Annotated in this window: 20 protein-coding genes; 11 read left to right on the forward strand and 9 right to left on the reverse strand. The window is 63.8% G+C overall.

Features of this window, described 5'->3' with window-relative positions; translation table 11 throughout:
* Nucleotides 1-99: 99 nt before the first annotated feature.
* The gene (locus ACE3PR_RS14285; protein WP_374373132.1) at nt 100-2,310 is read right to left on the reverse strand and encodes a trans-aconitate 2-methyltransferase; all 2,211 of its coding nucleotides are present in this window, start codon (nt 2,308-2,310) and stop codon (nt 100-102) included.
* 13 nt (nt 2,311-2,323) lie between these two features.
* A complete protein-coding gene (locus ACE3PR_RS14290) occupies nt 2,324-3,064 on the reverse strand; it encodes an NUDIX domain-containing protein (protein WP_374373134.1) in 741 nt (246 codons plus the stop codon).
* A gap of 152 nt (nt 3,065-3,216) precedes the next feature.
* Between ACE3PR_RS14290 and ACE3PR_RS14295 the strand changes: the two genes are divergently transcribed.
* Nucleotides 3,217-4,233: an SPFH domain-containing protein gene (locus tag ACE3PR_RS14295; RefSeq protein WP_374373137.1), complete on the forward strand. Its 1,017-nt coding sequence runs from the start codon at nt 3,217-3,219 to the stop codon at nt 4,231-4,233.
* Between the two features lie 68 nt (nt 4,234-4,301).
* Nucleotides 4,302-5,177 carry a hypothetical protein gene (locus ACE3PR_RS14300; protein WP_374373139.1) on the forward strand — a complete coding sequence of 292 codons (876 nt, stop codon included), beginning with the start codon at nt 4,302-4,304 and terminating at the stop codon, nt 5,175-5,177.
* Nucleotides 5,178-5,237: 60 nt separating this feature from the next.
* On the opposite strand, the gene ACE3PR_RS14305 is transcribed toward ACE3PR_RS14300, so the two are convergent.
* The 3 genes from ACE3PR_RS14305 to ACE3PR_RS14315 are packed head-to-tail and all read right to left on the reverse strand — an operon-like array spanning nt 5,238 to nt 7,706.
* Nucleotides 5,238-5,570: an AzlD domain-containing protein gene (locus ACE3PR_RS14305; protein ID WP_374373141.1), complete on the reverse strand. Its 333-nt coding sequence runs from the start codon at nt 5,568-5,570 to the stop codon at nt 5,238-5,240.
* Nucleotides 5,567-6,304, reverse strand: a complete 738-nt coding sequence (locus ACE3PR_RS14310) for an AzlC family ABC transporter permease (protein ID WP_374373144.1) — start codon at nt 6,302-6,304, stop codon at nt 5,567-5,569. Before ACE3PR_RS14310 ends, ACE3PR_RS14305 begins: the two co-directional genes overlap by 4 nt.
* Nucleotides 6,305-6,308: 4 nt before the next feature.
* Complete coding sequence (locus ACE3PR_RS14315; protein ID WP_374373147.1) at nt 6,309-7,706, reverse strand: PLP-dependent aminotransferase family protein; 1,398 nt, start codon at nt 7,704-7,706, stop codon at nt 6,309-6,311.
* A 215-nt stretch (nt 7,707-7,921) separates the two neighbouring features.
* On the opposite strand from ACE3PR_RS14315, the gene ACE3PR_RS14320 reads away from it, so the two are divergent.
* The 4 genes from ACE3PR_RS14320 to ACE3PR_RS14335 all read left to right on the forward strand — a co-directional run bounded on the left by ACE3PR_RS14320 (nt 7,922) and on the right by ACE3PR_RS14335 (nt 11,525).
* Nucleotides 7,922-8,059: a DUF1127 domain-containing protein gene (locus ACE3PR_RS14320; protein ID WP_374373150.1), complete on the forward strand. Its 138-nt coding sequence runs from the start codon at nt 7,922-7,924 to the stop codon at nt 8,057-8,059.
* 24 nt (nt 8,060-8,083) lie between these two features.
* Entirely contained in the window at nt 8,084-8,884 is an 801-nt protein-coding gene (locus tag ACE3PR_RS14325) for a PhzF family phenazine biosynthesis protein (RefSeq protein WP_374373152.1), read from the forward strand.
* 162 nt (nt 8,885-9,046) lie between these two features.
* Nucleotides 9,047-10,213: an ATP phosphoribosyltransferase regulatory subunit gene (locus tag ACE3PR_RS14330; RefSeq protein ID WP_374373154.1), complete on the forward strand. Its 1,167-nt coding sequence runs from the start codon at nt 9,047-9,049 to the stop codon at nt 10,211-10,213.
* Nucleotides 10,214-10,229: 16 nt separating this feature from the next.
* Nucleotides 10,230-11,525: an adenylosuccinate synthase gene (locus ACE3PR_RS14335; protein ID WP_374373157.1), complete on the forward strand. Its 1,296-nt coding sequence runs from the start codon at nt 10,230-10,232 to the stop codon at nt 11,523-11,525.
* Nucleotides 11,526-11,656: 131 nt separating this feature from the next.
* On the opposite strand, the gene ACE3PR_RS14340 is transcribed toward ACE3PR_RS14335, so the two are convergent.
* Complete coding sequence (locus ACE3PR_RS14340) at nt 11,657-12,856, reverse strand: MFS transporter (protein WP_374373158.1); 1,200 nt, start codon at nt 12,854-12,856, stop codon at nt 11,657-11,659.
* A gap of 450 nt (nt 12,857-13,306) precedes the next feature.
* Here ACE3PR_RS14340 and ACE3PR_RS14345 point away from each other — a divergent pair, with 450 nt between their 5' ends.
* A complete protein-coding gene (locus ACE3PR_RS14345; RefSeq protein WP_374373160.1) occupies nt 13,307-14,830 on the forward strand; it encodes an AAA family ATPase in 1,524 nt (507 codons plus the stop codon).
* Here the strand turns inward: ACE3PR_RS14345 and ACE3PR_RS14350 are convergent.
* A complete protein-coding gene (locus tag ACE3PR_RS14350) occupies nt 14,806-16,248 on the reverse strand; it encodes an aromatic amino acid lyase (protein ID WP_374373162.1) in 1,443 nt (480 codons plus the stop codon). The genes ACE3PR_RS14345 and ACE3PR_RS14350 overlap by 25 nt on opposite strands.
* A 181-nt stretch (nt 16,249-16,429) precedes the next feature.
* Here ACE3PR_RS14350 and ACE3PR_RS14355 point away from each other — a divergent pair, with 181 nt between their 5' ends.
* On the forward strand, nt 16,430-16,894 hold the full coding sequence (locus ACE3PR_RS14355; RefSeq protein WP_374373164.1) for a DUF992 domain-containing protein: 465 nt from the start codon (nt 16,430-16,432) through the stop codon (nt 16,892-16,894).
* Here ACE3PR_RS14355 and ACE3PR_RS14360 read toward each other — a convergent pair whose 3' ends face one another.
* Nucleotides 16,895-18,256, reverse strand: a complete 1,362-nt coding sequence (locus ACE3PR_RS14360; RefSeq protein ID WP_374373165.1) for a protoglobin domain-containing protein — start codon at nt 18,254-18,256, stop codon at nt 16,895-16,897. It lies immediately after the preceding gene.
* Nucleotides 18,257-18,270: 14 nt separating this feature from the next.
* On the reverse strand, nt 18,271-19,509 hold the full coding sequence (locus ACE3PR_RS14365; protein ID WP_374373167.1) for an ATP-binding protein: 1,239 nt from the start codon (nt 19,507-19,509) through the stop codon (nt 18,271-18,273).
* Between the two features lie 305 nt (nt 19,510-19,814).
* Here ACE3PR_RS14365 and ACE3PR_RS14370 point away from each other — a divergent pair, with 305 nt between their 5' ends.
* The 3 genes from ACE3PR_RS14370 (at nt 19,815) to ACE3PR_RS14380 (ending at nt 22,771) form a co-directional block, all read left to right on the forward strand.
* Complete coding sequence (locus ACE3PR_RS14370; RefSeq protein ID WP_374373169.1) at nt 19,815-20,519, forward strand: Crp/Fnr family transcriptional regulator; 705 nt, start codon at nt 19,815-19,817, stop codon at nt 20,517-20,519.
* 31 nt (nt 20,520-20,550) lie between these two features.
* Nucleotides 20,551-21,561, forward strand: coding sequence for a serine hydrolase domain-containing protein (locus ACE3PR_RS14375; protein ID WP_374373171.1), 1,011 nt, complete (start codon nt 20,551-20,553; stop codon nt 21,559-21,561).
* Nucleotides 21,562-21,745: 184 nt separating this feature from the next.
* A complete protein-coding gene (locus ACE3PR_RS14380; RefSeq protein ID WP_374373173.1) occupies nt 21,746-22,771 on the forward strand; it encodes an alpha/beta hydrolase in 1,026 nt (341 codons plus the stop codon).
* The last annotated feature ends 8 nt before the right edge of the window (nt 22,772-22,779 follow it).

The following is a 22,779-nucleotide window of genomic DNA, read 5'->3' on the forward strand; positions in this document are numbered from 1 at the left end:
CACTGTCTTGCTTGGCTCGCTCGGTGAATGGCGGCCGGGAGCACTCGTGGCTCTCGTTAGATAAGACTTGGTACCACGGACGTCGGATCAGTCAACACGTCAAGCGCTGTTACGGGATGCGGTAGCGACGTTGTTCTTGCTGGTTCCTACGCCGAGAGCATGCGCTGCGCGTGACAGCGAAATCAACAAGTGCCCATCGCGGATTTGCGCATGCGCGGTGACCAGCGCAGCCAGGTCGCAGAAGACGAGCGAGTTCCTCTGCGATTGGGGCAGGCACGAGGCGTCGGCGATGTACGGGAATACCTTTTCGGAAGTAACGCCGAGGCTCGCGAAGTAGGAGCCACCGAGCGGTGTCAGCAATTGCCTGGCTGGAAGATCGAGCATGCTGGTCAACATTTCTCGGGCCGAGATGGGATCTTTCGGTCGGGCCGACAAACGCCAGGCTGGGACGCAGGGTATGGTCGCATTGCCGGTGTGGATCTGGGCGCCCGGCAATTCGCGCAATTCGATGCCGACCAGATAGCTGCCGTCTTGTCGGCGCAACACCGGCAGGATCGACCCCGTGCAAGGCGAGCCTGACCATGGCTCCGCCCAATCGAGCGTCAGTTCGGCAATCGCTGTACTTGAGGCGTCGACATCCTTGAACAGGCCCGCGCGCACAGCCATCCACGGCACGGCCGGATCTGGTGCGGGGCGGAACGGTGCAGTGTGTCGCGCGAACAGCTCCGGCACTTGGCAAACTGGCGGCAAACCCGTCCCCGATGGTTCGGTCAGTTCGGGCATGTCTCCGGCCCATGCATCCAGGCCCACGCCGAGCCGCCGCAGCAGGAAGGCCGTCGCAATTTCGAGCCGTGCCTCGTCCAGGGCGCCGACTTGCCCGGCGCGCAGGATGTCCTGTGCATCGAACGACCGAATCCAGCCGGCGCGCGACAAGGGGCCCGTGAGTTGTTTGGGCGCCGGCAGGTCCGTCAGTTCCAGATCGTAGCTCGCCGCCATTTCTGCAATGCCGCCGGCTGAGGGCAGAAAGGTGAGGCGGTGGGCAGCGCTGCTCGCGACTAGAGGCGTGATGCCGAGGGATTCGACGACGGCCGGCAAGGCACTGTCATCGCCTGCGAAGGCGATCGGCTCGATGACGCGCCCGGGATGACGATGATCCGCCACTGTTGCAATCGGCCGGGGGTATCCGTCCCGCGCCAGGATTCGCACGCGCTCGTCGCGCCAGGTCCAGGGCAATAATTCGATCGCCTGCGCCGGTCGCTCGACAAGGGTCCAGGTCTCTCCGGCAGTTTGCATTGCCCAGTTCGACTGCTTCAGGTAACCGCTGGGCGGCGGCGATGCATGCCAGCGTACTTGCAGGGCGTTGCCGCTTGCGAGCTTGCGGCCGGAGACCAGGAGATTGGTGAACGGCCAAGGAGAGATGCGGCCATCTTCTTCCTGCAGGATCGCCTTTTTCGACCAGCGATTGGCGACGATCCACGAATTGAGCACCGGCACGGCACGCACGTCTCCAAGGCCGGCTGCCTGAAAGGCGGCAAGGAACCCCTCGATCGTGAAGTAACCGTATTGCTCGCACAATTCCGAGGCCCAATCGGCTCGGTAATCCTTTCGCAACAGGAACTCCGTCGCCGATTTGCGCGAAAGCCGAAAACGTCGATGTGGTCGGCCGGGTTCGGGCGCCAGTTCCTCAAGCGGGAATCCTGGACCGAGCCTGCGATCGAGCGGCCGTGCCGTTCGTGCGAATTCCTCCAGCAGCGACGGTTCGTCCAGCATCCCCGGATTGCCTGACGTCGTTTTCGGCAACAGGCTGAGGATGACGGGATCATCGGGGCCGTCGGGAACCACGAAATCACGCACGGCCAGCACGCCGCCATCCTTCAGCGAGGCGGCATGTGCCTCAATCGCGGCCAGGACGGCGGCATGGGAGTAGGGCGGATCGGCAAAGGTGAAGACATGATGCAGGGTGGAGGAACTCAGGATGGCGTCGGCTTGCAGATCAAGCGGCTCGGCGACGTTTCCGCGCTGGAACGACAAGTTGGACAAGGGATATCTCGTCCGGCAGGCGTTGATGGCCTCGTCGTCCAGATCGATGCCAATCACGGTGACGCGCGGATTGAGGCGAGCCAGATGGTAGGCGGCGGCGCCGGAGCCGCAGCCCGCATCAACGACGGTGGCGCCGTCGTCGAGCAGCATGAGGCCGGACAGCAGCGCGAGTTTCTGCGGCATGGATCGGTCCATGCCCTCCCAATAGCGGCGTGCGATGCCTTCCGCGCGGTTCTCGCGAGCGTGCGGTCGCTCGGTCGCATGACTCATGGGCGCTGTCTCCTCATATCGTTCGGTCGAAGAAAACAGGGCGCATGCCGCGTTTTACCCGGTAAATCTGCGCCGGGCGGTGGCTTGCCATCCGCCTTTCTCCGGCGATTGGTTCCAGGAAGTCCGCCGTGGCCATCCGCTTGCGGAAGGCGGATTTGTCGATGCGCCGACCAAGGACATCCTCATAGACCTGCTGCAGATCCGGCAATGTGAACTTCTCTGGCAGGAGATGCACCGGCAGCGATGTATATTCCACCTTGGCGCGCAATCGATGCGCAGCACAGCTGAGAATTTCTGCATGGTCGAAGGCGAGACCGGATTTGAGCCGCTTGTCGGTGATGTCCCGCCAGGCTACCTCCGTCGTTCCTGGACCTGCTACGATGCTGAGGCTGTCCGCATCGACAAGGGCGAAATAGGCGAATGTCGCCGTCCAGCCACGAGGATCCCTGCGTCTGTTGCCGAACGCCTGCAATTGTTCAAGGTAGGGCGCCTCAGCGCCGGTCTTTTCGCGCAGGATGCGCCGTGCGGCGGCATCAAGGTCGGTATCCTCATCCGGATGAATATAGCCGCCCGGCAGCGCCCAGGCCCCCAGAAACGGTTCGATGGACCGCTTGGCGAGCAAGGCGCAAAGCCGCCGCTCGCGCAATGCCAGGATCACGACATCCACGGTCACCAGCGGGCGGTCGAACAGGTGCGGATCGCCATTGGCACGGCCGTTCTTTGACCGCGTGCCGCCCGGTCTGGGTGTTGTCATGCTGATTCCCGTCGATAACCCGTCGATCCTGCCACTTTATCGCACGCCCATCTTAGTGTCAATTTCCAACTAACTTAGTTGACAACAACAACTAAGGTATCCATCTTTCAATCAGAGGATGGCTGGTGCCATCCGGATGAAAGGAGAATGAGATGTTTGGTGTGCGCTTTCTCAAGACCCAACCGACCGAATATGTGATCCAGTTCCGGAACGGCATGCCGATCCGGGAAGGGGCGGGACTTTCCCTATTTTACTTTGCCCCGACGAGCTCGTTCGCCGTGGTGCCGACGGCCAGTATCAGCGAGCCATTCATCTTTACCGAGGCGACCGCGGACTATCAGGAGGTGACCGTCCAGGGTCAGGTGATCTATCGCATCGCCGATCCCAGGCGCATTTCATCGTTGTTGAATTTCACGCTGGGGTCGAATGGCAGATATGCCTCTGAGGATCCTGACAAGCTGTCCCTGCGGGTCATCGACCAGATCCAGGTCGCGATGCGCAACGAACTGGAGAAGCTGACACTGCAGGAGGCCCTGGTTGGCGGCATCAGCCTGGTTACATCGGTCAGCGAGGCACTGAGGAATGCGCCCATGCTGCAGGCCCTTGGCCTGGATGTGTTGACCTTGTCAGTGCTGGAGATCAAGCCGAAGCCGGAAACGGCCAAGGCGCTGGCGGCGCAGGCACGTGAAGATCTGCTGCGACGGGCGGACGAAGCCATTTATGCACGTCGCAACGCATCGGTCGAACAGGAGCGCGGAATCAAGGAAAACGAGCTCAGTACCGAGGTGGCTGTCGAAAACAAGAAAAGACAGATCAAGGAGACCCAGATCGACGCCGAGAGATCGTTCATGGAGCGGCAACGTCTTATCAAGCAGGAGGAGATTGAAGGCAAGATCGATATCGAACGGCGCAAGAAGGAGTTGGTCGATCTGGCTGCCGAGAACTCCCGTCAGGAAGCGGATGCCAAGGCTTACGGCATCGAAGTGATGATGAAAGCCTTTGCCACGGCGGATGCCAAGGTGCTGCAAGCCCTGGCAAGCGTCGGCATGCAGCCGGGTCAGATGATGGCGATGGCTTTCCGCGAACTCGCTGACAACTCGGCCAAGATCGGCCAGCTTAACATCTCGCCTGACCTGTTGCGCGAGATGATGACCGCGAAAGAGATCTGACGATCATGCAGCCATCAACTGACCGAAAGACTGTGATTGTGGTTCGTCAAACGCGGCTGGACGACCTGGTGGCTCGCTTCAACACGGTGCAGCAGGCAAAGTTCTATGTCGAACATCTGGGCGAGGATTTCTCGGATTACCTGGACGAGCATGAACGCTACCGATCTGCCATGGTCACGACCGAGGTCGCCCTGCGCGATCTCGGTCGGGTGCAGCGTCTGGAACGACGCTATCTGCCGAATTTCGTGTTCGGCGAGGACGATTGCGTCGTCGTCCTCGGTCAGGACGGACTGGTCGCTAATACCTTCAAATACCTCGCCGGCCAGCCCGTCATTGGGGTCAATCCTGATCCGCAGCGCTGGGACGGCGTCTTGCTGCCCTTCGGGATTGCTGACCTCGCGCACATCGTGCCGGAAGTCTGGCTCGGCAAAAGACCGGTCAAGCAGATCTCGATGGGCATCGCCAGGTTGAATACGGGACTGGAGCTCCATGCGGTGAACGACTTCTTCATCGGGCAGCGAAGCCATGTTTCGGCACGCTACCGAATCACCGTCGACGACAGGGAAGAACGGCAGTCATCGAGCGGCATCATCGTTTCGACAGGCCTCGGCTCGACCGGCTGGCTGCGCAGCATCTATGCTGGCATCAATGGTGCCAGCCGCACCATTCTCGGACTTAGTGCCGCAGCGCCACCGACCGGCGCCTTCCCCTGGGATGCCGATTACCTGAACTATTTCGTGCGCGAGCCCTATCCCAGTCGAACGACGGGAGCGGACATTGTCATCGGCCGGATCCGGCAGAACGGCCGTTTTCAAGTTGTCTCGGAGATGCCGGAGAATGGCGTCATCTTCAGTGACGGCATAGAGGCGGATTATCTCGAATTCAACAGCGGAACGCGGGTCGAAATCGGGATCAGTCCGAAGCAGGGTCGACTGGTAACCTGAGGTGGTCGCGGCGGCATGCAACCGGGCCGTCGAGCCGGGTCGCGCCGCGCCATCAACCCTCTATCCAACCAGCCAGCGCATCAGCACGAAGACGGCCATGCCGATGATGATGGTCGGCATCAGCTTGTGCCAGCGCCAGCTGATCGCGGCGGCGACGATGGCGGCCACCAGATACGGATTGCGCCAGTCGATCTGCATCTCAGCCCCGCCCGGCATCAGGATCATCGGCACGATGATCGCGGTCAGCACCGTGACCGGCACGAAAGCCAGAGCCCGTTCGATCAGCGGCGGAAAGCGCACATGATCGGCAAAGAGATATACCGGCCAGCGTATGGCAAGGTTGATCAGCGCCATGCCGCCGATCATCAGGGCAATGTCGATCTCGCTCATCATTCCGCCTCCGCCAATTTGCGCCGCCGCTGCCATTCCTGCAGGAGAAGGCCCGCCGCGATGCCGGCGAGTGCCCCCAGCATCAGGCCCAGCTTGTAGGGAAGGTCATTGGCAAACGTCGCGATCGATCCGGCGACGATGGCCGCCAGCCAATAGGGGCGCGAGCGCAGCGCCGGCATGACGATGCCGATGAAGGTCACTACCATCGCGAATTCGAGGCCCCATTCGCCGATGTCCTCGAACTGCGTGCCGACGACGATGCCGATATAGGTCCAGAACGCCCAGTTGAGATACATGCCGAGGCAGGAGGCCAGATAATACCAATGCGCGTTGGCGCCGCCGCCCTCCAGCCGATAGCGGCGCTCCATCACCGCGAAGGTTTCGTCGGTGAGCCACGCGGCAAGGCCGAAGCGCCAGACCTGATTGAGATGCCGCACATGATCGACCAGGGTGGCGGCGTAAAGCAGATGCCGCAGGTTGAGGATCAGCGTCGCCAGCCAGATGACGCCAAGCGCCGAACCGGTGCCCAGCAGAATGATGGCGATGAACTGCGCCGAGCCCGAGAAGACAAAGACGCTCATGCTCATGGTGGCGAGCGGCGACAGGCCGTGGCTGGTCGCGAGTGCCCCGAAGATGAGCCCGAACGGAAAGGCCGAGATCATCATTGGCAAGGTGGCAAGGAGGCCGCGCGAGATTTCGCGTCCGATGCCGGCATCGATTCTGGTGATTGAATTCATCTCGTCACACGATGCCGAAATTGCTGTTCGGCCGGTCGTGCAGAATCTCGGCAAGGCGGGTGAGGGCGAGCTCCAGCAGATGCCGGTCTGCCGGCGCACAGAGGCACAATCTCACCCCGTTGGGCGCGTTGCGATTGAGCGAGAAGATCGTGGCCGGCGAGATGCCGACACCGCGCATCCTGGCTTCCAGCGCAAATCCATCGGGCGTCCAGGGCTCCGGCAACTTCACCCAGGTGTGATAGCTGGCTTCGTCGCTGCAGAGCTGCACATCGGAAAGGATGCGCCGTGCCATGCGCTGCCGGGCGATCGCCTCGATGCGATGCGCCTCGGCAAGGTCCATCCCGGTCCCGTCCTCGACCCAATCGGCCGCAATCTCGGCGGTGAGCGGTGCCGCCATCCAGGTGGTCGAGCGCACCACTTGCGCAAAACTGTCGAGCGCCCCTTCGGGAATGGCGAGATAACCCACGCGCAGGCCCGGCGCCATGCTCTTCGAGACGCTGGTGAAGTAATGGCCGAGTTCCGGCGCGTAAGTTGAGAGCGGCGGTATCTCGCGCGTCCCCAGCAGGAAGCCATAGACATCGTCCTCGACGATCTTGACACCGTATTTGCGTGCGATCGCGGCCAAAGCCTTGCGCCGCTCGGTCGAGAAGATGATGCCGGTGGGGTTGTGCATGTTGGCGACGCAATAGAACGCCTTCGGGCGCAGATTGATGCAGGCCTGCTCGAAGGCTTCGGCATCGACACCTTCCGCATCCATGGCGAGGCCGTGAAGGCGGATGCGCAGGAAATCGGCGAGCCGCCTGAGGCCCGGATAGGTCAGGCATTCGGCCAGCACCACGTCGCCGGGTTCGGTGATGGCGCCCAAGGCCGCCGTCATCGCGTGTTGGCCGCCGGCGGTGACGATCACGCGGTCGGCCGAGACCGGATATTGCTGTTCGGCCAGCCATTGCGCGCCGGCCGCACGGTGCCGCGGCAGGCCGACATGGTGATGATAGTCGAGCAGTGAATCGATGCCCGGCCGATGCGCGATCCGCTGCAAAGCGGTGGAGAGCAAAGCGTCATTGGCGCGCGGCGTCGGGAAGTTCACCGAGAGGTCGATGAACTCGCCCGCCTTCACCTTGGCTTCGCGGTCGAACGGCATTTCCGTGCGGCGCCGCACATCCTCGCGCACGAAGGTGCCGCGCCCCACTTCGCCGCCGATGAGGCCGCGCCGTTCCGCTTCCGCATAGGCCCGCGTCACGGTGCCCACAGTGACACCCAGCCGATAGGCGAGGTCGCGATGGGTGGGAAGCCGCGTGCCGGGAGCCACGCGCTGTTGCCGGATGTCTTCGGACAGCGCATCGGCGATCGCGAGATAGCGCGGCCCGGCAAAGCCGGCCAAGTCTGGTTGCCAAGTTGTCATGGTGACAATGTATCGATTGACGCGATCATTGGTCAATACAATTATGCGGGCGTCGATACAATATCGGCATCGATCAATACAATGGTCAGTTATTCTTACCAAAGGGGAGTAAAATGTATCCTTACAAGTCGCTATCGCCCACATCCAGTCCCGCCCCCAGTGGGTCGTTCTATCGATCTATCACCGCCGCCTTCGGTCTTCTCTCGCAGGCGGTCATGAACAAATTGCTCGATGTCATGGAAATCCACCGTCAGCGCCGCGCGCTGCAGAATCTCGACGACCGCCTGCTGAAAGATATCGGCCTCACCCGCTGCGATGTCGAAAAGGAAGTCGCGCGCCGAATCTGGCGCTAAGGACTTTGGGCTGGAGAGCCGATCATGAAACACAAGATCTACCAGGTTGACGCCTTCACCGACCGCGCCTTCGCCGGCAACCCCGCCGGGGTGATGCCGCTTCAATCCTGGCTGCCTGATCCGGTTCTCCAGCAGATCGCCGCCGAGATGAATCTCGCCGAGACAGCCTTCTTCGTGCCGAATGAGGGCGGTTTTCACCTGCGCTGGTTCACGCCCACGACCGAGGTCAAGCTGTGCGGCCACGCGACGCTGGCCAGCGCCTTTGTGCTGACGCGTCTCATTGATCCCAAGCTCCGGAAGATGCGCTTCGACAGCCTTTCCGGCCCGCTCTTCGTCGAGGTTCAGGGCGAGCGGCTGGAGCTTGATTTTCCCTTGCTGGCCTATGAGGCCAATGACGACGCGGCCATCCCCGCGCGCATCGCCGCCGCCATCGGCGTGACACCGCGCGAGGTGGTTTCCAGCCGCGTCTATGACGCCTTTGTGGCGCGCCTCGATGACGAGGCTGCTGTGCGCAATGTGCCGTCTAATTACGCCGCCATCGAGGCTCTCGGCCGCGATCTCATCGTCACCGCGCCGGGCGCGAACGGGATCGATTTCGTCAGCCGCTTCTTCGCTCCCCTCCACGGCATCCCGGAGGATCCCGTCACCGGCTCCTCCCATTGCGTCCTCGCCAATTTCTGGCACGACCGCCTGGGCAAGTCCGAGTTCCACGCCCGTCAGGTCTCCCGCCGCGGTGGCGATCTCTGGCTGAAAATGGCGGGCGACCGCCTCAAGATCGCCGGCCATGCGGTCTGTGTGCTCACCGGGGAAATCGAACTTTCATAAAGGCTTAATGCCGGCCGACGGAGCGCCGTGGCACCCCCTCGGCAGCTTTGCCGCACTTGCGTCATGGGCCGGTCTGGGCTAATAGCCCTTGCCCAAGCGCTCATGCGGTCGGAAGGTCGCCAATCGGCTTGGGGAAACCCGGAAGACCGAGCCAGATTGCCCATGACCAGCGCGCCCCCAGCCAAAGCCGCGACGCCGCCTGTTGCCGAGAATTTCCTGCTCCCCGCGGGTCTCGCCGATGGCCTGCCGCCGGAAGCCGGCTTCGAGGCGGCGATGGTCGAGCGCCTGATGACGAGCTTCGCTCGCTGGGGCTATGAGCGCGTCAAGCCGCCGCTGATGGAATTCGAGGATTCGCTCCTCGCCGGTCCGGGCGAGGCGATGGCCGCCCATACCTTCCGCCTGATGGACCCGATCTCGCAGCGCATGATGGGTCTCCGGGCCGACATGACGCCGCAGGTCGGCCGCATCGCCGCCTCGCGCCTGAAGAAAATGCCGCGCCCCTTGCGTCTTTCCTATGCGGGTCAGGTGCTGCGCGTCAAAGGCGAGCAGATGCGCTCCGAACGGCAATTGGGTCAGGTCGGCGTCGAATTGATCGGCGTCGAAAGTGCCGCCGCCGATGCCGAAGTGGTGCTGCTCCCGGTCGAGGCCCTGCGCGCCTTGGGCGTCCCCGACATCGCCGTCGACATCAACGTGCCGCGCCTTGCCCCCAGCATCCTGGTCGATCTGCCGGCCGTCGAGCGCAACGATCTCATCGCCGCCCTCGATCGCAAGGATACCGCGCGCGTCGCTGAACGCGGTGGCCGGCACAAGGATCTGCTGCTGGGTCTGTTGCGCGCGGTAGGCCCGGTCGAAACCGCCTTGCCGGCGCTGATGGCGCTCGATCTTCCCAAGACGAGCGCGGCCGCCCGCGCCAATCTTGCCGAAACCGTTGCGCTCATCCGCGCGGCCGCCCCCGGCCTCACGCTCACCATCGATGCCACCGATCATCGCGGCTTCGAATATCACAGCGGCCTTGCCTTCACGCTGCTCGGGCGCAATGTGCGCGGCGAGTTCGGGCGCGGTGGTCGCTATGTCAATCATGCCGGCGAGGCCGCGACCGGCTTCTCGCTCTATCTCGATACCCTGCTCGCGACTCTTCCATTGCCGCCGCGGCCCAACCGAATCTTCCTGCCTTTCGGCAGCGATGCCGCGATCGCCGCGTCGCTCCGCAACGATGGCTGGGTGACGGTGCAGGGCTTGAGCCAGGTCTCGGATTCACGCCAGGAAGCCAAGCGCCTCCTGTGCTCGCATGTCTTGAAGGATGGCCGCCCCGCGGCCGTGACGGATTAAGGTCTAGAGGATCATCATGGCCAATGTAGCGGTTGTCGGTTCACAATGGGGTGACGAGGGCAAGGGCAAGATCGTCGACTGGCTCTCGGTGCGCGCCGATGTCGTCGTGCGCTTCCAGGGCGGCCACAATGCCGGCCACACGCTCGTCATCAATGGCGTGACCTATAAATTGTCGCTGCTGCCCTCGGGCATCGTGCGCCCCGGCAAGCTCTCGGTCATCGGCAATGGCGTCGTGGTCGATCCCTGGCATCTCATCAAGGAAATCGACGGCCTGCGCGGCCAGGGCGTCGCCGTCTCGCCGGATAATCTGGTCCTCGCCGAGAACGCCGCCTTGATCCTGCCGCTCCACGGCCAGCTCGACCGCCTGCGCGAGGGCGCCGCCGAAGGTGCCGCCAAGATCGGCACCACTGGCCGCGGCATCGGCCCGGCCTACGAGGACAAGATCGCGCGCCGGGCCATCCGCGTCTGCGACATCATCGATGCCGGTGGCCTCGAGGCCAAGATCGAGAATCTGCTCTCGCATCACAATGCGCTGCTGAAGGGCATGGGGGCGCAGCCCATCGACGGCGCCGCCCTCATCGCCGAGCTCCGCGCCATCGCGCCGCAGATCGCGCCCTTCGTGAAACCGGTCTGGGAAATGCTCGACACCGCGCGCCGCCGCGGCGACCGCATTCTCTTCGAAGGTGCGCAAGGCATCATGCTCGACGTCGATCACGGCACCTATCCTTATGTCACCTCTTCGAACACGGTAACGGGGCAGGCTGCGACTGGCTCCGGCCTTGGCCCGGCGGCGATCGGCTATGTGCTCGGCATCACCAAGGCCTACACGACCCGTGTCGGTTCCGGCCCGTTCCCCTCGGAACTTACCGACGAGATCGGCCAGAAGCTCGGCGAGCGCGGCCATGAATTCGGCACCGTGACGGGCCGCAAGCGCCGCTGCGGCTGGTTCGACGCCGCGCTCGTGCGCCGCGCTGCCAAGGTTGCCGGCATCAGCGGCATCGCCCTTACCAAGCTCGACGTGCTCGACGGCTTCAAGGAATTGAAGATCTGCACCGGCTACGACATCGGCGGCAAGAAATACGATTACCTGCCGGCCTCGTCCGATCTCCAGGCCAAGGCGCGGCCGATCTACGAGACCATCGAAGGCTGGTCGGAATCGACGCAAGGGGCGCGCTCCTGGGCGCAGCTTCCGGCCCAGGCGATCAAATATGTCCGCCGTGTCGAAGAACTGATCGAAGTCCCCGTGGCACTCCTCTCCACCAGCCCGGAACGCGACGACACCATCCTCGTCACCGATCCGTTTGCGGATTGAGATCTCTCAAATCGTCATCCCCGGGCCCGTCGGCGCATGCCGACATGCGTCGGTGGGTCCCGGGGATCCACTGGTGCAGTTGAGAGAGTGGATGCCCGGGTCAAGCCCGGGCATGACGAAGGTGGTGGGTGTCACCGCCGCGCCACGATCACCGTCGCCGTCAGCGAGACCAGCGCCAGCACGATGATCGTGCCGCCGTAGAGATAGGTGGCATGGGCGAGCCCGAAGACCGGCGCCAGCATGCCGACCAGCATCACCGGCAGGCTGAAGGCGAGATAACTCTGCACCAGGAATGCCGAGAGCAGACCAGCCCGTTCATGGGCGCCGGCCAAAGGCAGGAAGCTTTGCGTGGCGCCAAAGAAGCTCGAGCCGAATCCCAACCCCGCCACCAATGTGCCGAGCAGCAGCAGAGCCACGTCCTGCAGATAGACGCCGGAGAGGGTGACGGCGACGCCGACAGCGAGTAACCCAGCCCCGCCGATCAGCACCTTCGTCTCGGCATGTCGGCGCACCAGGAGGATGGCGACGGCGCCGCTGATGGTGAGCAGGGCCACGATACCACCGCCGACGAAAGGCGAGGTCAATCCCGTGGCGAGGCGCAGCAGCGAGGGCATCAGCGACAGGTAGAATCCGCCCAGCGCCCAATTGGCGATATTGACCGGAGTCACGCGCAGCAATGCGCGCCGCGCCTGCTTGGGCACGAAGACATGGGGTTTCAGCGAGGCCAGCGCCCCCGGCTGTGCCGAGACCGTCTCCGGCATCTGCCAGACCAGAACCGCCATCACCAGGAACATCGCCAGCAGGATCTCATAGACCAGATGCAGCGGGTCCGGCGCATAAGTGGCAAGCGCGCTCGCCGCCAATGCGCCCGCCGACATGCCGAAAAGCGGTGTGACGCTGTTGATGAGCGGCCCCTTCGCCTTGTTGGTATCGAGAACGGTGGCGCCCAGCGTGCTCATCAGGGTACCGGTGGCGATTCCCTGGATGGCGCGGGCGATGATGAGATGCGTGGCGGAGTCGGCGGCGTAGAAAATGCCCATCGCAACTACCGTCAGCAGCAGACCTGCGAAGATCACCGGACGCCTGCCGATATAATCCGACAGCGACCCCACGGTCAGCAGCGATAGCAGCAAGGTGATCGCATAGACTGAGAAGATCGCGGTGAGGGTCACATGCGACAGCGCCCAGGCTTCCTGATAGAGCCGGTAGAGCGGCGTCGGAGCTGCCGAGCCCGCCAGGATCGCGCCCAGGCTGAAGGCCGCGAAGGCGGTCATCGCGCGCTGCGAGAAGAAACGGCCCGGCGCGGTCTTCGTGGTGTCGGTAGAGGTCATGGGAGCTTTCTCGGACGAATAAGGCGCGACGCTAGCAAATGGGCGGCAGGGTGACGATCACCGATAAGTCTATGCAGCCATGACGAAAATCGCGGGCAACCACCGGCCGGCAATATATATGATGATTATCATATAAAATTCAAGCCCCAGCCGTTGAGAGCCCCTCTGCGCGACCGAATCACCGGCGCGCTGTTGTTGGGCGCCGGATTTGGTCTGGCACTGGTCAGGAAACCCGAAAGAACGAACTGCCTCTTTCATTTCCCCTCCACCTTCAGGGGGAGGCCCCGTCGGCGAATGCCGACATGCGTCGGCGGGGTGGGGGCATGTAAGTGAAGACTTTGCGAGGCCATGCCCCCTCCCGGCCTCCCGCCTGAGGGAGGAGATGTGAGACGCATTGCCGCGAACAATCGCCGCATTCCCGGGTTATGATTGATCGCGGAAGGAGGCTGCATGACCGATCGGACCGAAACCCAGTCAGACGTGGTCGCCTTTCTGCGCGACCCTGCTTCGCATGCGGGTGCGGAGGAGGTCGAGGTGATCGCCACCCATGCCTCGATGATCTTTCTCGCCGGCAACCGCGCCTTCAAGCTGAAGAAGGCCGTCACCTATTCCTTCCTCGATTACGGCACGGTGGGATTGCGCGAGGCGGCCTGCCGTGCCGAGCTCGCGCTCAACCGCCGAACGGCGCCGCAACTCTATCTGGGAATCCGCGCGATCCGCTGCCGTGCGGATGGTCGTCTCGGCTGGGACGGCGCGGGAGAAACGCTCGATTGGGTGGTCGAGATGGTGCGCTTCCCACAAGAGGCGCTGTTCAGTCATTTGGTGGAGCAGGGTGGTCTCACGCCGCAAATCATGCGTGCGACCGCCGATGCCATCGCCGCCTTCCACCGATCGGCCGAGGTGACGCCCGGTTTCGGCGGCGCCGAGGGGATCGCCGCGGTTCTCCGTATCAATGCCGAGAACATGCGCGAATGCCTGCCCCCGGCAGTCGCAAGCGAAGATGTCGGGCGCCTGATCGCCGCCACCCGGTCCGCTTTCGATAGGCACCAATCCTTGCTGGAAGCGCGTCGCCAGGCGGGCAAGGTGCGCCGCTGTCATGGCGATCTCCATCTCGGCAATATCTGTCTTCTCGACGGGCAGCCGACGCTCTTCGACGGGATCGAGTTCAGCGACATGATCGCCAATACCGACATGCTCTACGATCTCGCCTTCCTGCTGATGGATCTCCTGCATCGCGGCCATGCCGATTTCGCCAGCATCGTGTTCAACCGCTATCTCGATCGCAGCGACGAAGCCGACGGCCTGGCCCTGCTGCCGCTCTTCCTGTCGTTGCGCGCCGCCGTACGCGCCCATGTCACCGCGCGGGCGGCGCTGCCCCAGCCATCGCCGTCCGCCGCCGCTTATTTCGCCCGCGCCGAGGATCTGCTGCGCCCCGTCGCGCCGCGCCTCATCGCCATCGGCGGCTTGAGCGGCACCGGCAAATCGACCCTCGCGGCGGCCCTGGCGCCTTTGATCGGCCAGGCCCCCGGCGCGCGCTGGTTGCGCAGCGACGTCCTGCGCAAGCGCCATTTCGGACTGGCACCCGAAGAGAAACTGCCGCCTGCCGCCTATACTCGCGAAATCAACGATCTCATTTATGGGCAACTCATGGCGGCGACGCGCGCGGCGCTCGCATCGGGCTATAGCGTCATCCTCGATGCCGTCGCGGCGAAGCCGGATGAGCGCGCGGCCTTCGCCGCCTTGGCAAAAGAGGCCAAGGTGCCGTTCACCGGATTGTGGCTGGAAGCCGATCCCGCCATCCTCACGGCGCGTCTTGAGGCGCGGCGCAACGATGCCTCGGATGCCGATGCCGCCGTGCTCCGCCAGCAGCTCGCCTACAATCTCGGCCCGATGGACTGGCAGCGCGTCGATGCCGGCGGCGATTTTGCCGCCACCCTCAGCGCCGCGCGTCAGGTGCTGGAGCTGCCCTTATAGATCTCGGCGCGGAATTTCTCGGCGAGCGCATTGAGGCCCGGCGCATAGGTACGCGGTGCATCGAGCGGCGGGAAGGACGCACGGATCTCCTCCAGCAATTCAGCCAAAGCCGGCGGTGCCGAACGTTTGGTCACATGGAAGGCCTGCGAGGCGACCGCGCCCAGCATGGCGAGTGCTGCGTCGAGGCAGCGCCCGGCTTCCTCCTGGCCCATCCAGGCAAGCCCGGTCAACGGCGCCACATCGTTCTGCCCGAACCCGCCGCCTTCGCTGCCGGGGAGGAAGGTGCGCTGTGCCGCGCGCCGCGCCTGTTCGGCATAACCTACCTGCACGAAGCCCAGCACGCCGAGATAGCCTTGATAGCCGTTATCGTCCTGCAATTGATCGGGCAGCAGCGAATAGCGCCCATCGAGCAACTTGGTCGTATGCCGCTCGGCGATGGCACAGAGATCGGCGGCGGCGGCGGCGAGATTGTCGAGTGCCGGATAGGCGCGCGCATTGTGATAGCCGCCATTGCTGAAGACGCGGCCTTTGGGATGCGTGGCGTCGGGCGCCAGGAAGACCGGATTGTCGGTGACGCTGCGCAGGGAACTGGCCGCGATCTCCTCGGCCTGGGCAATCACACGGCGGAACTGGCCGAGGACACGCGGCAGGATGCGATAGGAAACCGGTGCCTGATAGGGCCGCCGCTCCGCACCACCGCCAGACAGTAACGCGCGCAGCCGTCGCAGGCTCGCCGCCTCGTATGCGTCTTCCCACAAATCTTCAAAGGCCGGGTCATAGGCCTCGAGCGGCGCCTTGATCGCCTCGGCCGAGAGCGCCATCACCCGTTCCGCGAGATCGAGGCGTCGCCGCATGGCGATGGCGGCATCGGCGATGAGAGCGCTCGCCGCCGGCGAGCCGTTGATGAGCGAGAGCGCATCCTTCTCCGCCAGCGGAAAGCGTTCGGCGATGGCGATGATGAGCGGCCCCATCCACAAAATCTCGCCGGCGCCGCCCTGGCCTTCCAGCGACACCTCGGGCAGCTTGCCGCCGTTCAGCAGATTGGCCACTTCGACGGCGAGGCCCGGTGTCGCCGCCGCATGGCCGTCGATGAAATTGGCGAGGCGCGCCAGCACGATGCCGCGCGCCACGCGCTCGGGTGCCGCCTTGCCGAAGGGGGCGGTGGTGGGGAAGGGCGGGATGCGCGCGTGTTTCAGCCGCGCCTCACCCTCGAAGCGCAGCTTGGCATGCTGACCGTAACCGCTGGTGACGCCATAGATGACGAGCTCTGGATCCTCGATCAGCTTCATGAACGAGGCGCGGGCCTGTTCCATCCGTGCCATGGCGCCCTTGGTGAAGCGCAATCCGGCCCCCTCCCAGGCGACACGGCGATAGAGATCGAGCGTCAAATCGGCGCGGGTATCGAGGTCGAGAATCATGGGAGCACTCGCGAGGATCAGGAAGGAAGTCCGGTCCCCAAGGCTAATCCGAATTTTACTGTATGGCCATGGCCGGAATGCGCTCGATCTTTCAGCAAAATCACAATCCCCCACGGAACTTCGGGTCACTCTCTCTCGTTATTCCCATCGATTCCCGTTCCTCCACCACGCGAGAAAAACCATGATCGCCCGTACGCTTCTTCCTCTCATCTTCCTCGCCGCCGCCTCCCTGCCGGCTTGGGCCGAAGGTGGCGTCAATGTCGGCGTGCTCGAATGCAAGGTCGGCAGCGGTTTCGGCTATATCGTCGGCTCGTCGAAGGACATGACCTGTACCTTCAAGCGCCCGGACGGTACCCGCGAGAGCTATCGCGGCGAATTCGACCGCTACGGCCTCGATATCGGCTTCACCGACGAACGCTGGATGTATTGGGGCGTCTTCGCTCCCGGCGACGTGGCCAAGGGCGCCTTGGCCGGCAAATATGGCGGCGCCGGTGCCGATGTCGCGGCCGGATACGGCGTCGGCGCCAACGCCCTCTTCGGCGGCAATGGCGACCAGATCGCCCTGCAGCCGGTCAGCGTCAACGGCAACAAGGGCGTCAATATCGCGGCCGGCGTTTCCTACGTGACACTTTATTCCGGCAAATAATCAGGCATCCGCCACCCGCTTCAGGAAGGTCTCGATCTCCCGGCGCAGAATCTGCGCCTGGCGGCCGAGCTCGCCCGATGCCGTGAGCACGCTTTCCGCCGCGTCGCGCGTGCTCGTCGTACTTTCCGTCATGCCGTCGATCAGCGACGAGACGGAGGACGTCCGGTCGGCGGCTTCCTGCACATTGCGGGCGATTTCCTGGGTGGCGGCGTTCTGCTCGTCGATGGCCCCGGCAATCGTCGTCGCCACCTCGCTCATGCGGCCGATCGTGCCGGAAATCCTGCCGATGATATCGGCCGATCTCCTGGTCTCGTCCTGGATCGCCTGAACCTGGGTGGTGATCTCCTCGGTGGCGCGTCCGGTCTGGCCGGCGAGGTTCTTCACTTCCGAAGCCACCACGGCGAAACCTTTGCCCGCCTCACCGGCACGGGCCGCCTCGATCGTCGCGTTCAAGGCCAGCAGATTGGTCTGGCTGGCGATGTCGCTGATCAGCTTCACCACATGGCCGATCTTGCCGGCAACGCCGGTCAGTTCCTGCATCGAATTCTCGGCGTTCTGCGATTCGTCGACGGCGCTCTGGTTGACGTTGCGGGACTGCGTCACCTGCTGGCCGATCTCGCTGATCGAGGCCGAGAGCTGATCGGCGGCGGACGCCACCGCATGGACGTTGCTGGTGGCGGCTTGCGCGGCCTCAATGACACCCTCGGTCTGTGTTGCGGCGACGCCCACCGCCTGGTTAAGCGTTACCGCCGTTCCCTGCAGTTCCACCGCCGCGGCATCGACCGCGCCCAACGCTCCTTGCATCGCTGCATCGAAGCTCGCGATGGCATCTGCCACGATTTCCTGCCGGCGCTGCCGCTCGCGCAGCATGGCTTGCTGATAGGTGGAAATGGCGAAATCGATGTCGAGCAGCACGGCGGCACTGATCGCGGCGCATAGATTGCCGGACCCCGCGGCCTGCCAGCGTTTTTGCCGCGCCGCCACGGCGAGCAGGCGTTGCAGCACGAAACTGTAGCCGCCGATATACCAGCGCGGCTCCAGCCCGATCCGGTTATGCGCATGGCCGATCGCCTCGACGCTCGCCACATATTCCGCGTCGAATCTGCCGGCGAAAAGATGCGCCCAATGTTTGGTCTGTGCGCTCTTCAGCCGGTCGCGATGACCGCCGATCAGGGCTGCCAGTTCCGGAAAGGCGCCGATATGGTCGTAGAACGCGTCGAGGATCGCGGGCAGATTGGCGGCGACCACCGGCCAGAACGCGCGCAGCAAAGCGGTGGTCTGGTCCGACATCTCGACGAAACGCAGTCTTTGTGCCTGGCCGTCCCCCTGGGCGGCAGGCACGAACTTCGTGATCGCATCCATCTCGATTTCCCCTCTTAAGCGCGGATTCGTTCCTCCGCGATGTTGCCGGATCCGTTCGGCCGCAGACGGGCGGCCGGAAAGGTCAGGGTTGCCGTGGTGCCGATACCGACGGCACTCGCAAGATCGAGATGCCCGTCATGCAGCTCGACCATGGTCTTCACCAGATGCAGGCCGAGGCCGGTGCCGCCGAATTTCCGGGTGGCGGTGCTGTCGACCTGGCCGAAGGGCTGCAGCGCCTTGGGAATATCCGGCCCGGCGATGCCGATGCCGGTATCGTTGATGGCGATCTGCAGCGCGCCGTCCTGGGCGAGGTGTGCTGTCACCGTGATGCTGCCCTCGGGTGTGAACTTGATGGCGTTCGACAGCAGGTTGAGCAGCATCTGCTTCAGCAGCCGCTCGTCACAGAGGAGGGGCGGCAAATCCGGGGCGATCTCGGTCCGCACCGACAGCCCCGCCGCTTCCGCCCGTTCCCGCACCATCCTGAGACAGGATCTGATGGCATCGGCCGCGTCGATTTCACGCTCATGGGGCCGCATCTGTCCGGCCTCGATCTTGGCGACGTCCAGGATGTCGTTGATGAGGCTGAGGAGATGCCGCCCGGCTTCGCCGATATCCTTGCAATAGCCCCTGTATCGCTCGGAGCCGAGCGGCCCGAAGGTCTCGCGCGTCATGACCTCCGTAAACCCGATGATGGCATTGAGGGGGGTCCGCAATTCATGGCTCATATTGGCCAGGAATTCGGTTTTCGCCCGGTTGGCGAGATCGGCCTGGCGCGTGGCGTCGCGCCGCGCCATTTCGGCGGCGACGCGGTCGCTGATGTCGCGCAGGATCGCGGTCAGGACCTGCTCGCCCTGCAATTCGTAATGCATGATCGAGGCCTCGGCCGGGAATTCCCCGCCGCCGCGCCGCCGCGCCAGGATCTCGCCGCGCTGGCCCATGCGCCTTGTGCCGCTCTTCGCAGCGATGAAGGCGGCGATATGCGCGCGATGCTTGTTGCGCAGCCTTTTGGGAATCAGCAATTCGATCGACCGGCCGATCACCTTCTCGGCCCGATAGCCGAACATGGCCTCGGCCCCGGCGCTGAACAGGGTGATGAGACCGTTGGCATCGACGGAGATGATGGCGTCGGTTGACAGCTCGACGATCTTGGCGAAATGGATTTGAGTGGCGCGCAATTGCCTGCGTATGCTCCGTTCTGTGGTGGAGCGGCGGCGCTGGGCCACGGAATCGGCGGCCTTTCCGGGGCGTTCCAACCCTGTGTCACCTTGCCGCCTCGACATCTCTCGGTCTCCCCACCGACACTTGTCTTGTCGCGAACAATAGGAATCAAGTCGTTATTTGAGTATATTTTGTAATGTTGAGCCGGAGCAGTAAAAATATCCTAAAATTCTACTGTCTCGGTAGATAAACCCAAGTAAATGGGTTTGAAACCTGCAAACTATACTTATGTATTAAACATATGTTTGTTGTTGCCGGGGCCCCTGCATTGACAAGACTTGGCGGTTTCATCAAATAGCCGGGCCGGGGCGGTGTTCTACCAGAGTAAGGGGTGCTGACGATGCGGACCTGTCCGTCCGTTGCCATGGGCTGCGCGCAATGTCCGCGCTTTGCCAACGCCTTCTATGGCGGCACGGATGCCGGCAGGGCCGCGGCCGTCGAGGCGCTGCGCCTGACCAGCCGCAACGTGCCGCCCAAGCGCGTCATCTACCGCGCGGGCGAGATCGCGCGGGAGCTCCACATTCTCTATAGCGGCTGGGCCTTCCGCTACCGGCTGCTGACCGGCGGGCGCCGCCAGATCCTCTCCTTCGCGCTGCCCGGCGATGCCATCAGCATGCGCATGCTGTTCCTCGATCGCGGCGCCTTCTCGGTCCAGGCGCTGACACCCTGTACCATCTGCACTTTCGACCGCGAGCGCTTCGCGGCCTTCGTCGGCGCGCATCCCGATGTGGCGCGGCGCGCGGAATTGCTCTGCGTCGAATCCAACGCCGCCACGGAAGAGCAATTGGTCGATATCGGCCGGCGCACCGCCTATGAACGGGTCGGACGCCTGATCCTCACCCTTGCCCGGCGCATGCAGGGCAAGGGCATGCTCAATGGCAATATCGGCCATCTCCCCTTGAGCCAGCTCCACATCGCCGATGCTCTGGGCCTCACCGCGATCCATGTCGGGCGCGTGCTCAAGCAATTGCACGAAGACCACGTCCTGACACTCCACCGCGCGCAATTCGAAATCCACGATCTGCCCGCTCTCGAACGGCTTTGATCCGGCCACGGCCGGCGCTAAGCTCAGGCCCATGAAGCGCCGCCATTTCCTGACCGCGACCGCCGCTGCGACGGCGCTGCTCGCCGCGCCCCGCCTCGCCAGAGCGGCGGGCGAGGCGGCGCGGCTGGCACCTGCCCTCGATGCGGCGCGGAACCTCGCTCAGCTCCACGGTCTCATCATCGCCCAGGACGGCAAGGCTCTGCTGGCCGAGCCCATCCGCGGCCCGCGCCTCGATCAGCCGGTCAATATCAAGTCGATCTCGAAATCGGTGATCTCCGCTCTGGTCGGCCGCGCCATAGGCGATGGCATCCTGCCCGGACCCGAGGCGCCGGTGGTCGCACTCCTGGAAAAGCGCCTGCCCGCCGAGGCCGACCCGCGCCTTCAGCGCATCACGCTCGATCATCTCCTCTCCATGCGCGCCGGGCTCGAACGTACTTCGGGCCCCAATTACGGCGCCTGGGTCAAAAGCCGCAATTGGGTGCGGCACATCCTCTCGCGGCCTTTCGTCGAGGAGCCGGGCGGGCCGATGCTCTATTCGACCGGCAGCACGCATCTCCTCTCGGCGATCCTCACCGATGCCACCGGCCGCTCGACGCTGGAGCTTGCCCGCGCCTGGCTGGGCGAACCTTTGGGCATTGACATCCCCGCCTGGGAACGCGATCCGCAGGGCGTCTATCTCGGCGGCAACAACATGCTCTTGTCGCCCGAAGGATTGCTGCGCTTCGGCGAGATGTACCGCCAAGGCGGACAGTTCGACGGCAAGCGCGTCCTGCCCGCCGATTGGGTGGCCAGTTCCTGGCGCCTCCGCACCACCTCGCGTTTCACCGGCCATGGCTACGGCTATGGCTGGTTCATCTATGAACTGGGCGGCCACCCGGTCTATTACGCCTGGGGCTATGGCGGACAGATGATCTATATCGTCCCGGATCTCCGCCTCACCGTGGTCGTCACCTCCGACCCCAGCGCGCCCTCCGGCCGCTCAGGCTATGCCGACGACCTTCACACCCTCGTCGCCCGCCACATCATTCCCGCGCTGGGGTGAACTGGTCCCTGCCGATCTGGACAGAATGCAACCAGTGGGCGCATGCTTCTAATCTTGGTTGAAGCATTGAGTTTTCGTCATGCCCGGGCTTGACCCGGGCATCCACTCTCTCAACTGCACCAGTGGATCCCTGGGTCTTCGCCCGGGGATGACGACCTTTTAGACCGAGAAAGGCGACCCCACCATGCCCATCCCCGTCTATTTCGCCACCAACCGCAATCCGATCGACAGCGCAATCCCCAATAATTTCGGCACCGATTTCCATCCCGATGGCGGCCTCACTTTCGGCCGCGCCACCATCGCCTCGGTGAAGGACGAAAGCGAGATCGGCAACAGCAATCTCGCCATCGACGAGGTGAGCGCCACTGGGTTTACCGACAAGCTCAAAAAGGCCATCGCCGAAAACGGCGAGAAGCATCTCCTTCTCTATCTCCACGGCTTCGATTACCGCTTTCGCGAAGTGGTGATGCGCGCGGCATACCTCGGCGATTGGTATCGCCGCGGCAAGCCAAGTGTCACCTCCACCATCCTCGCCTTCACCTGGCCGTCCTTGGGCAGCCTCAGCATCGACGCCTACAAGACCGATTACCGCAGCGCCGGGCTTTCCGGCGGCGCCTTCCGCCGCTATCTGAACACACTGCTGCCGATCCTCGCCGATTACCGCGCCCGCGACCCCAAGCGCCGCGTCACCCTGATGGCGCACAGCATGGGCAACCACTTCCTCCATGCCGGTCTCACCGCCAGCATCGGATCGGGACCGGGCCAGATCGCGGCACCCACCCTCGCGGCCCTCATCGATCGTGTCGTCCTCATCGCCAGCGACGAGGATCACGACGCGCTCTCGTCTTCAAGCGGCCTCCGCTTCGCGACCGACATCGCGGGCGAAGTGGCGCTCTATTACAATCAGCAGGACATCCCGCTCTCGACCATCTCGCGCGTCATCCACGGCACCGGCCGGCTGGGGATCGAAGGGCCGGCGGACAAGCCCGCTTTCAAGGGCCGCAACATCCACTTCGTCAATTGCTCCGCCGCCAATCCGGAGCTGAAACCCAACAAGCGCCTCGATCCGCAATGGCACCAATATTACCGCCTGGTCCCGGAAGTGCGCGACGACATCTGTGGCGTGATGCTGGGCGGCGACCAGATGTCATTGCCCAACCGCAAATATAGGAAGAAGGACAATTACCACCGGCTGGATCTGCGGCTTTAGGGCGTTCC

The sequence above is a fragment of the Dongia sp. genome (assembly GCF_041909655.1).
Taxonomy (GTDB): domain Bacteria; phylum Pseudomonadota; class Alphaproteobacteria; order Dongiales; family Dongiaceae; genus Dongia.

What these genes read in the sequence shown, in the direction of transcription:
- ACE3PR_RS14335 (WP_374373157.1), top strand. Translation starts at nt 10,230, where the DNA reads ATGGCCAATGTAGCGGTTGTCGGTTCACAATGGGGTGACGAGGGCAAG.
- ACE3PR_RS14325 (WP_374373152.1), top strand. Translation starts at nt 8,084, where the DNA reads ATGAAACACAAGATCTACCAGGTTGACGCCTTCACCGACCGCGCCTTC.
- ACE3PR_RS14360 (WP_374373165.1), bottom strand. Translation starts at nt 18,256, where the DNA reads ATGGATGCGATCACGAAGTTCGTGCCTGCCGCCCAGGGGGACGGCCAG.
- ACE3PR_RS14380 (WP_374373173.1), top strand. Translation starts at nt 21,746, where the DNA reads ATGCCCATCCCCGTCTATTTCGCCACCAACCGCAATCCGATCGACAGC.
- ACE3PR_RS14305 (WP_374373141.1), bottom strand. Translation starts at nt 5,570, where the DNA reads ATGATGAGCGAGATCGACATTGCCCTGATGATCGGCGGCATGGCGCTG.
- ACE3PR_RS14355 (WP_374373164.1), top strand. Translation starts at nt 16,430, where the DNA reads ATGATCGCCCGTACGCTTCTTCCTCTCATCTTCCTCGCCGCCGCCTCC.
- ACE3PR_RS14375 (WP_374373171.1), top strand. Translation starts at nt 20,551, where the DNA reads ATGAAGCGCCGCCATTTCCTGACCGCGACCGCCGCTGCGACGGCGCTG.
- ACE3PR_RS14370 (WP_374373169.1), top strand. Translation starts at nt 19,815, where the DNA reads ATGCGGACCTGTCCGTCCGTTGCCATGGGCTGCGCGCAATGTCCGCGC.
- ACE3PR_RS14310 (WP_374373144.1), bottom strand. Translation starts at nt 6,304, where the DNA reads ATGAATTCAATCACCAGAATCGATGCCGGCATCGGACGCGAAATCTCG.
- ACE3PR_RS14285 (WP_374373132.1), bottom strand. Translation starts at nt 2,310, where the DNA reads ATGAGTCATGCGACCGAGCGACCGCACGCTCGCGAGAACCGCGCGGAA.
- ACE3PR_RS14315 (WP_374373147.1), bottom strand. Translation starts at nt 7,706, where the DNA reads ATGACAACTTGGCAACCAGACTTGGCCGGCTTTGCCGGGCCGCGCTAT.
- ACE3PR_RS14330 (WP_374373154.1), top strand. Translation starts at nt 9,047, where the DNA reads ATGACCAGCGCGCCCCCAGCCAAAGCCGCGACGCCGCCTGTTGCCGAG.
- ACE3PR_RS14340 (WP_374373158.1), bottom strand. Translation starts at nt 12,856, where the DNA reads ATGACCTCTACCGACACCACGAAGACCGCGCCGGGCCGTTTCTTCTCG.
- ACE3PR_RS14350 (WP_374373162.1), bottom strand. Translation starts at nt 16,248, where the DNA reads ATGATTCTCGACCTCGATACCCGCGCCGATTTGACGCTCGATCTCTAT.
- ACE3PR_RS14320 (WP_374373150.1), top strand. Translation starts at nt 7,922, where the DNA reads ATGAACAAATTGCTCGATGTCATGGAAATCCACCGTCAGCGCCGCGCG.
- ACE3PR_RS14290 (WP_374373134.1), bottom strand. Translation starts at nt 3,064, where the DNA reads ATGACAACACCCAGACCGGGCGGCACGCGGTCAAAGAACGGCCGTGCC.
- ACE3PR_RS14295 (WP_374373137.1), top strand. Translation starts at nt 3,217, where the DNA reads ATGTTTGGTGTGCGCTTTCTCAAGACCCAACCGACCGAATATGTGATC.
- ACE3PR_RS14345 (WP_374373160.1), top strand. Translation starts at nt 13,307, where the DNA reads ATGACCGATCGGACCGAAACCCAGTCAGACGTGGTCGCCTTTCTGCGC.